The sequence below is a fragment of the Ohtaekwangia kribbensis genome (assembly GCF_042676245.1).
Classification (GTDB): domain Bacteria; phylum Bacteroidota; class Bacteroidia; order Cytophagales; family Cyclobacteriaceae; genus Ohtaekwangia; species Ohtaekwangia kribbensis.
In genome coordinates this window covers 1,078,836-1,091,761 of the sequence record NZ_JBHTKA010000001.1, presented here as the reverse complement: position 1 = coordinate 1,091,761, position 12,926 = coordinate 1,078,836, and the positions used below count along the sequence as shown (strand labels likewise).

6 protein-coding genes are annotated in these 12,926 nt (G+C 46.5%); 2 read left to right on the top strand and 4 right to left on the bottom strand.

All coding sequences use genetic code 11. The features are described from left to right. Nucleotides 1-102 precede the first annotated feature (102 nt). A complete protein-coding gene (locus ACFQ21_RS04315; protein WP_377575338.1) occupies nucleotides 103-8,457 on the top strand; it encodes a PKD-like domain-containing protein in 8,355 nt (2,784 codons plus the stop codon). Nucleotides 8,458-8,463: 6 nt separating this feature from the next. Further along, a complete protein-coding gene (locus ACFQ21_RS04310) occupies nucleotides 8,464-9,516 on the top strand; it encodes a PorP/SprF family type IX secretion system membrane protein (protein ID WP_377575335.1) in 1,053 nt (350 codons plus the stop codon). Nucleotides 9,517-9,554: 38 nt separating this feature from the next. Here ACFQ21_RS04310 and ACFQ21_RS04305 read toward each other — a convergent pair whose 3' ends face one another. From ACFQ21_RS04305 to ACFQ21_RS04290, 4 genes are all read right to left on the bottom strand, one after another. After that, complete coding sequence (locus tag ACFQ21_RS04305; protein ID WP_377575333.1) at nucleotides 9,555-10,340, bottom strand: queuosine precursor transporter; 786 nt, start codon at nucleotides 10,338-10,340, stop codon at nucleotides 9,555-9,557. A gap of 54 nt (nucleotides 10,341-10,394) precedes the next feature. Next, nucleotides 10,395-11,312: a ribonuclease Z gene (locus tag ACFQ21_RS04300; RefSeq protein ID WP_377575330.1), complete on the bottom strand. Its 918-nt coding sequence runs from the start codon at nucleotides 11,310-11,312 to the stop codon at nucleotides 10,395-10,397. A 67-nt stretch (nucleotides 11,313-11,379) separates the two neighbouring features. Further along, the gene (locus ACFQ21_RS04295) at nucleotides 11,380-11,757 is read right to left on the bottom strand and encodes an STAS domain-containing protein (protein ID WP_377575327.1); all 378 of its coding nucleotides are present in this window, start codon (nucleotides 11,755-11,757) and stop codon (nucleotides 11,380-11,382) included. 98 nt (nucleotides 11,758-11,855) lie between these two features. After that, entirely contained in the window at nucleotides 11,856-12,818 is a 963-nt protein-coding gene (locus ACFQ21_RS04290) for a phosphoribosylaminoimidazolesuccinocarboxamide synthase (protein WP_377578263.1), read from the bottom strand. Nucleotides 12,819-12,926: the final 108 nt, after the last annotated feature.

Here is a 12,926-nt window from a genome sequence, read left to right as displayed (position 1 = left end):
ATTAAACACACGAATCTGCTACCCTTATCGTGGTAGTAATTCTTTGGCAGGACTGCTTTAATGTTTAATTTCGGGCTTAAAACCTAACTGATTTCTATCGAGATGAATTTTCTTTACCCGGTAAGAGGTATACTACTGTCACCTTTTTTTGCTCTGCTACTGTTCACCTGCTCAACCAATGCATATGCGCAGGCATGCTTCGGTGTTGGTGGTAGTGGGATAACCGGTGGAGCGGTAAGTACCAGCGCTGGTCTACCATGTGCCAATATAGATGTGTTGGGCGGTCCAGGTACCGGTGCCGAACTTATGATCACTGCCGGTAATGTGATTGACGGTGACATAGTTTCATTTACAGTAGACTGGGATGACGGGACAGCACCTCAAGTAGTACCTGCAACGAAGACAGGCCCCAATACTTGGCAGGTAGTAAATCTGAAACATTACTTTCCGACAACGGGTAACGATGTTCAATGCGAATATATACCTCGTGTTGCTTTGCTTGTCAATGGAGTTCAGTGTACTCCGAACTTTGGTGCATCACCAAAATTCACGCGATGGAATGTAGATGATGAGAACTCGGGTGAACTGCGACTAGAAGAAACTACAACCAATGTAAACACATATCTCGTTTGTCGCGGAACGGAAACGACTGTCACATTTACCGACAGGAGTATATTAAACTGTGTACCCCCAGAGTATACATTACCCAACCCGATCAACCAGGCGCAACGCTGGAGACGTTTTACATACGGCACAGTAAACACCGTTACATCAGCAACAGGCGTTGAAGTAAACGGGACAGTTCAGGCATATCCTTTTCAGGGAGCAGTTGTTACCGATAACCCATCCATCGCTCCGCTTACACCAACTGTTACCTTGCCTATAACAATTCCGGCAGATGCACAGGTAGGACAGGAGTTCGAGATCACAATGGAATACTGGAATACCTGTAATCCATTTCCAGGAACTCCGGTAACAGAGACGGCAAGAATCCGCGTGGTTGATCAACCGCCGGCTCCCACAGCTAACAATAATTTAGTTTGTAACGGAGTGAGTCCGTTACCCGATTTTTCAATTACGATACCTGGTGCATTTCCGGGTTCTGTTGTTACATGGTTTCGGGATAACGCTGGTGTACCGGGAACTGTAATTGCTGGTTACACAACGGCATCCCTACCCGCATCGGCTATTGGCGTAAACAATGCTGTAGCCGGTGTATATAGAGTGTGGGCGAGCTACTATGCAGTTAATAATGCTGATGGAGTTTCCTGCGAAAGTCCACGGATACCTGTTACGCTGACGATACGGGAAGATCTACCAATCGTTCCTATACCTGCCGGGTATATTAACCAGATCTGTAACGATGCTACCATGACGCTGACATTGCCAGCGGCTGCTACCGAAACAATAGGCGGAGCTACACAATATGTATGGACCGTAGGCGGTGGTGGCGGTGTAACGTTCACATCAACGGCAACCAGTGCTACGTTTAATTTCTCAGGTATAAATTTTGGTGGCGCTGCTTCGGTAACGAGAATTATACGCGTTAACAGAAGATACACTGCTAATCCAACCTGTACATCACCGAATAGAAATTTAAGTGTACAGATTTTTGCACCAAGTGTAGGAGGGACGCTTTCAACAACCCCGGATGTCTGTGAGACAACAGGAGTAGGTACTATAAACTTAACCGGAGAGTTGGGCACCGTTCAGCGCTGGGAAGTCTCTTTTAATAACGGACCCTTTTTGCCCAATGCTGCTTTAGGCACGGGTAATTCTATAACACCCGGTATAGTAACTGCGGGTAACTATAGATTCCGCGCGGTAGTTGCCAACGGTGTGTGTGCAGAAGCTGTAAGTTCGATTGAGACAGTAGATGTTTTTCCGAATCCTACAGCGGCAAGTGTTGGTGCAGATCAATCATTCTGTCAGACCTTGTTGACTTCAACAGCATTAGGTGGAAGTGACCCTACGCCTGGCACAGGTGCGTGGACAGTAACGTCACGACCTGCAGGCTCTTCCGCATCAGCGGCAAATTTTTCAAATGCAACGAGTGGTAATTCAATCTTTACCGGAGATGTATACGGTATATATACCTTGCGTTGGACGGTAACGAGTGGATCCTGCGTAAGCTTTGCTGAATTGAATGTGGAGTTTGGTACAGACCCCGGTGTACAGAATGCCGGTACTGACAATGCCTTCTGCGGAACGAATGGTTCCCTCAATGCTACAGCTCCTGCTATAGGAACTGGCAGGTGGACACAAATTGCAGGCCCTATAGCGGGTAATACTTCTTTTGATAATGACGAGCAGGCTGCTACAAATATCGCGTTGCTGGATACGTCACCGGCTGCGTACGGCAGTTACACTTATCGCTGGACGGTGGTTAGCGGAAACTGTACACCGCGCACCGATGATGTTATCATTACTTTTAACGAACCGGGTTCTGCATCTGTACCGGCTGATTTTGTATCCTGCGTTGATCAGACAACATTAGCTCCCATTACCTTAACCGGTGCTGCCGTAGCCGGTGGTGCTGCGCAAGGTCGCTGGGAAGTTGTGAGTGGTTCGGGTACATTTACCAGCAACAACGGTAACCCGGGAGCTGCATTGCCAGCCGCCAATACGGATGATGCGTATAGACCTTCCGTTGCAGATTTTACAGCAGGCTCTGTACAACTTCGTTTTGTAGCAATCGATCCGGATGGTGCCGGACCTTGCGGAAATGTAAACAGTCCAACCAATCTTACCATTACATTCGATCGTAAACCAGCTGATGCTGATGCCGGTGCTGACTTCGCTATATGCGAAGGTGATGTTGCCAACCTGAATGCTGTGGCTGTTAACAATGGCGGTATAGGTATATGGTCTCCTGCGACTGGTGTTGCAGATGTAAATGATGAGACAACAACGGTAACAGGTCTCACGACTACAACAACATTTACGTGGACTGTATATAGTGCCATGGGTAACCTCGCGACACCACCGAACGGTTCTTGTGCTGCTACCACCAATGATGTAATCGTTACGGTAAATCCGCTGCCGGAAGCTAACGATCCAGCACCGAACGATCTTTGTGAAACCATAGCCGGTACACTTACCACTACGAATGTTACGCTCTCGGTATACGATGCTGCTATAATCGGTGCTGCTGCTCCTGCCGACAGAACGGTGAAGTGGTATGCCAACGCATTCGACCAGGTAAATGATATCAACCCGATAACAACGGTTGATATTCATGACGGTGATAAACTTTTTGTAAGAGTAATTGATATAACAACAGCTCCGCTGAATTGCCACACGCTGCAGGAAGTAAACTTCACGGTTAATCCGAAGCCTGTAGTGATGGCGACAAGTTTTTATTACTGCGAAGAAGCCCCGGCCGGTACAGGTCGTGTAGATGACATAGATCTGACACTCGCTACGGTAGGAGATGACATTACTGCGTTACCCGCAGCTGATCGTACCATTACCTGGTACACCTCACAGCTTGATGCCGAAGGTGCCGTTAACCTGCTGGCCAATCCTAATGATATAGACATCACTGCTAGCACTATATATTTCGCGCGTGTTGAAAATATACATACCGGGTGCTTCAATGTTGTACAGGTAAACCTGATTGTGAAACCATTGCCGGCTGATCCGGTGATTACCGGTAAAGGAGATCCTTGTAAAAATGGCTCAGAATTATACCGCGTAGGACAGATCGCAGGAGCAACCTATACATGGACTTACCCGCCTACGTTCCAATACCTCGGTGGAGGTGGTGCCAACGACTTTTATATACTGTTGAGTTTCCCGAATGCTGTATCCGATGACCTGTCGGTAAAGGTAACGGTTAATGGATGTGAGAGTAACGTTGTTACCAAAACAATCCAGGTATCGGATGATCCGCAGGGATATTCGATTGTGCCGCCTAACGTAGATATATGCGAGAATGGTATATACCAATTCTCCGTTTCTCCGAACAATACTGGTAGCTCAACCTATAACTGGCAGGTATTGAAACAAAGCGATGGTTTACCCGGAGGCGGTATTGTAGCCGATGGACAAACTACTGGTGTGGTACAGATACAATTCCTGAGTGAAGATGTATTTGTAAAAGTATCGGAGAGTAACGCATCCGGATGTACCGGACCTCCAACACAAATTCCGGTTGCTGTTAACAAGCGACCTACTATGGATAATGCAACTACAGCCATTTGTAGTGGTGATGTTACCGGAATTATACTTTCAGAGAACGCAACGAGTCCGGTTGTAGCAACAACATTTGATGTGCAGGTGCCTGCCGTGTTACCGGGGATAACTCCCGTAAGCGGACCAACACAAGGTGTACTGGCACCAACCGGCATCACGAACGACAGCTATAAAAATCAAACCATTGCACCGGTTCTCTCTTTGTTATACCGCGTTAAGCCGATCAGCGCAGTAGGTTGCGTGGGTGAAGAGAAGAGTATAACACTGGATATAAAAGCAGAGCCCGTGATGGATATAACCCTGGGTAAAGCTGTATGTAGTGACAACCCGATTGAAGTTACATTGAAGTCGGCTATCGGATTTTTACCAGCAGATAAATTTGTTATCGAATCTATAGTCTACGATGCAGCAGTACTGACACCGCTCACACCGTTGCCGGCAACCGGGGCAACACTTTATAATCCGGATATAATTTATAATCATCGCTGGGAAAATATTACCGGCAGTGATGCGAACGTAACCTATAACATCCGTCCTTATAATTCTACAACGGGTTGTTATGGAAATCCTGCCGTGCCGGTGGTAATAACCATTCAGCGTAAGCCGTTGGTAACTCCGGTTTCTTTACCCCCGGTTTGTAGTGGCGATGTGTTGAATATACCGCTCACATCTGTCAATGTTAATAATGCAACGTTTACCTGGACGGTGTCGCAGGTAAATGGAAATATAACCGGGGCTACCGGTTCGACAACGAATGTCATTAACGATAAACTTGTAAACAACAGTCTTGCAGTAGGCACTGTAGTATACGAAGTACGGGCAACCAATCCTTCTTCAGCACCGCTGTGTAGCGGCCCGGCCGAGTATATTACCATTACCGTAAGACCTTCTCCAGCCATTACAACTCCGCTGAATGAGACAGCCTGCTCGGATGGATATGGTGGCAATACGGTTGTTAAAGATCTTACTTCATATCATACACAAGTCAGTACAGAGCCCGGTGTAACCTATACCTGGTTTACGAATGAAAATGATTTTGCCGGATCACAGATTCCGCCTGCACAAATTACGGCATATACTCTTACGGATGCGTTGCCGGTATATGTACGCGTACTGAATCCTGCGGCAACCAGCGGATGTTATAAAGATGCAACCGTAACATTTGATGTGCGTCCTACACCGCAGCTTACGGTTGATCCGATTGAGACAACTGATCCGCGATTCAATATTACCTGTAACGGTTTGGCGAATGGTCAGATCGCTGTATGGGCACAGTATGGTACCAATCATACGTTTAGTAAAGACGGTACTACGTTTGTGCCTGCCGTGTTGTTCTCAAACCTCGGTGCCGGTAACTATATCATCTATACCAAAAATGCTGAAGGTTGCCAGGACTCTGCACCGGTTAGCATTATTCAGCCCGATCCGATTGTGGCGGGTACCCCGTCCGTTGTAGACGTGAGCTGCTTTAACGATCCTACTCCGGATGGGGAGATCCATATAGCGGCTACAGGTGGAACAGCGGCAGGTGGAGGCGATGCGTTGATCTTCTCGTTGCTGCAGGACTCCAATGTACCGTATGATGCCGTTAATGAACGCTTCATCGGACTACGGGCTACAACCTATACTGTTCGCATCGAAGACAAGAATGGTTGTACACTATATGTTCCGAACATTGTTGTGAAGCAACCGGGAGATATAGCCTTCACAATTGATATCACTTCCGATTACAACGGTTACGATGTGAGCTGTGCAGGACAAAGTGATGGCGAGATCAGTGTAGATATAGCAAACATCACCGGAGGCAACCCGGGTTATACATACGTACTGGATCAGGACCCGCTCAACCTGAGTGGCACTACAGACGGAAGCTTCCAGGGATTGTCAGCAAATATACTATATACGGTTACGGTTACCGATACCAAGGGATGTCAGAAAACGTCATTGCCTGAATTACTGATCGACCCGATACCGTTGTTCGCGGGTGTGGTTGGTTTTGATAAAGATATATGCGAAGGTGCAGATCCAACCGCGTTTCAGGAATTGTCTCAACCGTTCGGAGGTATCGGCAACTATGTATACCGATGGGAAGAGTCAGCCGACAATATAGCGTATGCTCCGGCAGCGGGTATAAATAATAATCCTACGTACGATCCGCCTCCATTAACAGACCTGATGTACTACCGCAGGGTAGTGGCTTCGGGTACATGTGCGGAAGATATTACAGATGTTGTGAAGGTAGTGGTGCATACATTGCCACAGGCAACACTCACAGCTCCGAGCGAAATTTGTGAGAATGGTTTCTTTACGCTCGATTTCAAATTCACCAATGGACAAGCTCCGTACTTCTTCGATTACTCCGATGGTACTACTACCTATAGCCTGGTGGGTGGAGAAGACAGGCCTGTGCCGATACTAAACTATACTGCAACCAAAACATTTACGCTTACACATCTGAAAGATTTTTATGGATGTGAACCGGTGTCTTATCCGCAACCTGTAACGGTAAAGATGATCAATATGAACACAAGCTTTACGGTTGCACCGGTAACACCGCAGTGTAGCGGAGGCGAATATACCTTTACCTGGACGGTTAATCCGGATGTGGAATATGTATGGAACTGGAACGATGGTTCACCGGAAGAAGTAATTCCGGCAATACCGGGGCCGGCAAGTCCGGTGGTAATGCAGGTGAAGCACATCTTTACCAGCGCCAACGTAGGTGGCAATACCGTTATACCGGTAACACTGACTGCGCGTAGCACGACCGTTGCAGCATGTATCAAACAGTCGGTAGCACAGAACATTACCATCTATCCGAATATATTCATTAACGTGGCGCCTGATCGCACACAAATATGCAGTGGTGAGAAAGTGAAATTTGTGAACTCGACTGTGGGCGGTTCGGTGCATCGCTGGTTCTATCGCACACAAGGTGGTGATCCGAGTGAAGTTCGCGAGGAGCGAACCTTTGCAACGGCAGCAACGCAGGAATATACCTTGACGAACACAACCAACCAGACGGTAGTATATGAAATCGTATACCAGGTAACGAATGGTTCATGTTCCGATGAGATCGTGATGCCGGTAACGGTATACCGTTCAATGATAGCCGACTTCAATGCTACTTCTATTACAGCGTATACCGGTGGCGAGGCCTTTGCAGATTTCCTCGATACATCGCTGCCTGTGAACGATCCGGATTTCCGTTATGAATGGGATTTCGGTACAGCTTCAACGCCAACTACATTTGATGGGTATACACCACCGCAGATTCGCTATACAGCGATCGGTGAAAAATATATTCGTCTCGTTGTTACCAATAAATTGGCAGAAGCGGCAGGTCTCTCATGCTTTAAAGACAAGTCTTTGCGCATAGAGGTATTGTTGCCTCCATTGGGTGCATCATTCAAATATACTCCACAGGCTACCTGTTTCCCGGCTGCTATAACGATCACTGAAAACAATGCTACAGGTGACCTGTACGAATGGACACTGAAAGATAAAGCAGGCAACACGCTGGTGATAACCAATGAGACACTGCCGGTATTTAAAGTCGCTGCGCCCGGAGAATATACTATATTCCTGAAGACCACGAATTCCATTACAGGGCAAACCGCTGAATCAGATAACCGTAATACACCGGTACAAATTATGGATAACCCGTATGCTGCTTTTGAAGTGGTGCCGGATTCGGTTGTGTTTGTGCCGGACGAGACCGGTATACAGATGCGTAATAATACGCTTCGTGCCAATAACTATTACTGGGATTTTAACGATGGCGGTACATCTGCCGAGTTTCAGCCGGAACATCATTATCAACTGGCGGGTAATTATCTGATCGTGCTCTCCGCTTCTCATAATTACGGTCCGAAGGATTTTGATGGCGATGGTATAATTGATGGTGACCTGATTTGTTACGACACGGCTACACAAGTAATCATCGCGAAGAAGGGTGGTCGTATTCGTATACCAAATGCTTTTACACCGAATATTACCGGTCCGAATGGCGGATATAGCGATGGACTCTTTAACGATGTGTTCCGTCCGATCATGGATGGTGTTGAAGAATTCCAGATGCAGATCTTCGATCGTTGGGGTAACCTGATCTTCGAGAGTAATGATAAAAACCAGGGATGGGATGGCTATGATAAAAACGGACGATTGTTGCCGGCAGGAGTATATGTATATAAAATTGTCATGCGTTTGTCCGATGATCAGCGCACAACACAACTAGGGGACGTAACACTTATCCGATAACACCAGATGAAGAACACGATGAAACGATGGATGGGCGTTGCTATGATTGTAATGGCGTATGGAGCAGCCGTTGCGCAAGACCCGCAGTTCTCGCAATATTACCAGGCTCCGCTATATTTGAATCCGGGCTTTACCGGTGTTACTCCGCAGCAGCGGGTGGCCATGAATTACCGGATACAATGGCCGAGTTTGCCGAAAGCTTTTACAACGTACGCAGCTTCGTATGATATATTTGTAGAGGAACTGCGCAGTGGTTTTGGTTTGTTGCTGACCACCGACCAGATGGGATCTGCCGGATGGCGCACCACAACGGCTGGGCTATTGTATTCGTACAAAGTAAAGATCACTGATAAGGTTGTTTTCTCTCCTGGACTATATTTCGGTTATGGTACCAATGGTATCGATCGAAGTAAAGTACGGTTGGGAAAAGATCTCGATGTAGAATACGATGTGCCCGGATCATCGCTTGACCCGGATGTAGCGCGCATCGGTAACAGTTCCTATTTTGATTTTGGATCAGGCTTTCTCATCTATAGCCGACAACTCTGGTTTGGTGCTTCGTTTACACACATGAATCGACCGAGTATATCCGTGTTGAATGAGTCAAGTCGTTTGCCGATGAAGACTGCTATACATGCCGGGGCGCGCATTGATCTGAGCGGAGGTCCTCACAACGGAGGACGGGTTTCGTATCTCACACCTTCGTTTATATACCGCATGCAAGGCAAATCATTCTCACAGCTTGATCTCGGTGTAAACTATCACATAGACCCGGTTTCTGTTGGACTCTGGTATCGTGGTAAGCCGTTTGAGAAGACAGTGGTTAACTCGATTGCGCAAGATGCTTTGATCTTAACCCTCGGACTATATTTCAAACAACTTTCGATCGGGTATAGCTATGATTTTACAATCTCCGAGATGGAGACTGCTTCCGGAGGTGCGCATGAAATTTCACTGGTGTGGGAATTCTCATCCAAACCGAGCAACCGCAGTTCGAAGAAGAAGTATAAACTGATACCGTGTCCTACCTTTAACAGTAAAGAAGGATTCTGGAATTAGACTGCAATATATTTTAAGTATAAAATGAAGGGCTTCTGTTACAGGAAGCCCTTGCTTTTTGTTGCTGCTTCTTCGGAAAGCTTATCTGCATTTTCTTTACCGAGGTAGTTATCGATCAGGGAATGTCCGAAGTAAATAAGTGGTGTAAGCAGTATCGCTACGGCGAATTTGTATATATAGTTCGTGATACCAATGGCGATGATCTGCTGGTTGGAGAATATTCCTGCAAAGGCAATGTATAGCACCACAAAGCTGTCAACAAACTGCGATACGAGGGTAGAACCTGTTGCACGCAGCCATAGGTACTTACTGCCGGTAGCATGGCGCAGTTTATGGAATACAAAAACATCTACAAGCTGTCCTAAAATAAAAGCTGTGAGTGAACCTATAATAATACGCTGGCCTTGTCCGAAGATCTTGCCAAACGCATAGTCAATATTGAAGTAATTGCCCTGCGGATCTTTGCTATAGGCATCAATCCACCAGCCGGCAGGAGGGAGCTTTATTGTGAGGAACAACACAACGAATGCATACGTGATGAGTATAGCGGTAAAGTAACTGATCCGTTTAACACCAGGCTTCCCGAAGTATTCATTGATAAGATCGGTGGTGATAAAAACAACCGGCCAGATAATGACACCCGCTGTCAGGTTGAAATCCATGGTAAAGCCCAGGATGTTGAGGTGCGCAGGCTGTAGCCCGACCGTTGTTTCGGCAGAGAATATTTTAACACCGATCATCTCGGCCATCAGTGCGTTCGTAATGAAGATTCCTGCCAGGATCACAAACAGGCGACTTCGTTTTTGTTCAAGTGTACTCTCCATGGGTATGTATATATCTGCTTGAGCAGAGGGTCTTCTGTTCTACGTTCAAATATATTATTCCTGTAAAGTGAACTCGTCACCTTCCAGGGCTAACTGTACATTTGGAAAAATCGGTTTAGCCTCTTCCAATATAGGAGCCAGATCTTTATAGCGTGCTGAAAAATGTCCGAGCAGCAGTTTGCTTACGTTGGCCATTTTAGCAATGATCGCTGCCTGTGCCGCGGTGCTGTGCAGGGTGTCATTCGCTTTCGATTCTTCATCGGTAGCGAATGTAGCTTCGTGGTATAGTAAATCTATACCCTTGATCTGGTCAACCATGGTAGGTTGTATGGCTGTATCGGAGCAATATGCATAGCTTCTGGATTTTCGGGCGGGCAATGTATGATCTTCGTTCTTATACTTTACATTTCCGTTTTCATCGAGTACATCTTCACCTCGTTTCAAAGAGGCGATCTGCTGGATCAATATACCGGCAGGCAATTTATCCTTGTCGATACGTTTCTGTTTAGGCTTTTCGCGAAACAGAAAACCCGAGCAACGAATTTTATGACGAAGCGGTATAGTCTCAACCGTTACAGCATCATCTTCAAAAATGATTTTGCGCTCATCTTTTTCAAGACGGTGAAAGATGATCCTGAAAGACGGTGACGACTGCGAGTAGCGAAGTTGCGTGGTAATGATCTCATCGAGCCCGCGGTGACTATATAAATGCAGATCGTTGGTTCTGCGTTGCAGGTGCATGGTAAAGATCAGTCCCATAAGACCGAGGTAATGATCGCCATGCAAGTGACTGATGAAAATATGATTGATGCGATGGTAGCTTACGTCCAGGCGCATCAGTTGCATCTGGGCGGCTTCACCACAATCGATCATAAAATACCGGTTCTGAATTTCCACCAACTGTGCACTGGGGTGCCGACCATAAGCCGGCATGGCACCGCTGGAACCGAGTATCGTAACTTTAAAGCTCATGCCTGAAGAAATAAAAAGACCAAAACCCGGAGAGCTTTGGTCGTGTAGACGTTACGTTGCTAAAAGATTAATGATCTCCGCTCTTAAGATCTTTTTCAATCTCGTGCATATAAACAGCATCTATAGCTTCTTCAGCGGTAGGAAGAATGTTGAGTACACTGTCAAGCTGCGAGATTTTGATAAGCTTCAGAGTATGATCAGAAAGCGAAGCCAGTACAAAGATACCTCCGTCTTCCTGCATAATGCGGTTTCCCACGAGTAAAGCACTGAGACCGGATGAATCAGTATATTTTACATCGGCCAGGTCCAGGATGATGTTCTTCATGCCCTCTGCGTGCAACGTGATCAACTCTGATTTAAGGCCGGGTGCTACACTGGAATCCAGCTTTTCTTCATGCAGCTTCAGCATGCAGTACTTCTCTTGCTTGTCTATAGTATATTTCATCGCTGTATATAATTTTCTTGTATGCGTCCTGATGGAAACTACGATGATCCGTCTTGTGTCTTCAGGACTCACCAATATGTCCACCTTTATTTAAAACTTCAGATTTTCTGACTTTCCAAGTTAACGGAATTTATTGAATTGAGAATGCTTTGCTCAATTCTTTGCGTGATGCCGGTATAATCAACAGAGTCCAGTGCTTCGCCACGTACCTGTTGGTAAAGTTCCTTGTAGCGGGCAGAAATTGAATTCACAATCTCGTCCGTCATTTCAGGTATTTGCTGTCCGTCTTTTCCCTGGAAACCATTTTCAATAAGCCATTGACGAACAAATTCCTTCGAAAGTTGCTTCTGTGGTTCACCGGCTTTCTGGCGCGCTTCATAACCTTCCTTATAAAAATAGCGTGATGAATCCGGAGTGTGTACTTCATCGATCAGGTAAATCGTGCCCTGATGTTTACCGAATTCATACTTGGTATCTACGAGAATGAGCCCGCGCTCGGCTGCCAGTTCGGTTCCCTTCTGGAAAAGTTTAAAGGTATATTCTTCCAGTATTTTATAGTCGCTCTCGCTTACAATGCCGCGCTTCAGAATGTCTTCCCTGGAAATATCTTCATCGTGTCCTACATGCGCTTTGGTAGTAGGGGTGATGATCGGAGTCGGAAGCTTGTCATTTTCTTTCAAGCCTTCCGGAAGCGGTACACCACATACCGATCTTTTCCCGGCTTTATACTCACGCCATGCATGGCCGGCCAGGTAACCGCGCACCACCATCTCCACCGCGAAAGGCTCACACCGGAAGCCAATGGTAACGTTCGGGTCAGGCGTAGCAATAACCCAGTTGGGAACAAGATGTTTGGTAGCCTCCAGGTTAAAGGCAGCAATCTGGTTTAAAACCCTTCCTTTATCCGGAATGGCGCGGGGCAGAATAACATCGAAGGCCGAGATCCGGTCGCTGGCAACCATCGCCATACGATCTCCGAAATAATAAACATCGCGAACTTTGCCCTTATAAAAGCCCGTTTGCCCGGGAAATTTGAAGTTGGTTTCCTTGATTGCCTGCATACTCATGTACTAGATCGGGGGCAAATTAACGAAAGAATTCGAAGATCGGAGCGAACATTTACAAAGGGATTTGTCTTTCTTGATGCCCTATAAAACGAACGATACCAG

Excerpts from the sequence above, each read along its gene's own strand:
- ACFQ21_RS04300 (WP_377575330.1), bottom strand. The coding sequence starts at position 11,312 with ATGAGCTTTAAAGTTACGATACTCGGTTCCAGCGGTGCCATGCCGGCT.
- ACFQ21_RS04310 (WP_377575335.1), top strand. The coding sequence starts at position 8,464 with ATGAAGAACACGATGAAACGATGGATGGGCGTTGCTATGATTGTAATG.
- ACFQ21_RS04290 (WP_377578263.1), bottom strand. The coding sequence starts at position 12,818 with ATGCAGGCAATCAAGGAAACCAACTTCAAATTTCCCGGGCAAACGGGC.
- ACFQ21_RS04295 (WP_377575327.1), bottom strand. The coding sequence starts at position 11,757 with ATGAAATATACTATAGACAAGCAAGAGAAGTACTGCATGCTGAAGCTG.
- ACFQ21_RS04315 (WP_377575338.1), top strand. The coding sequence starts at position 103 with ATGAATTTTCTTTACCCGGTAAGAGGTATACTACTGTCACCTTTTTTT.
- ACFQ21_RS04305 (WP_377575333.1), bottom strand. The coding sequence starts at position 10,340 with ATGGAGAGTACACTTGAACAAAAACGAAGTCGCCTGTTTGTGATCCTG.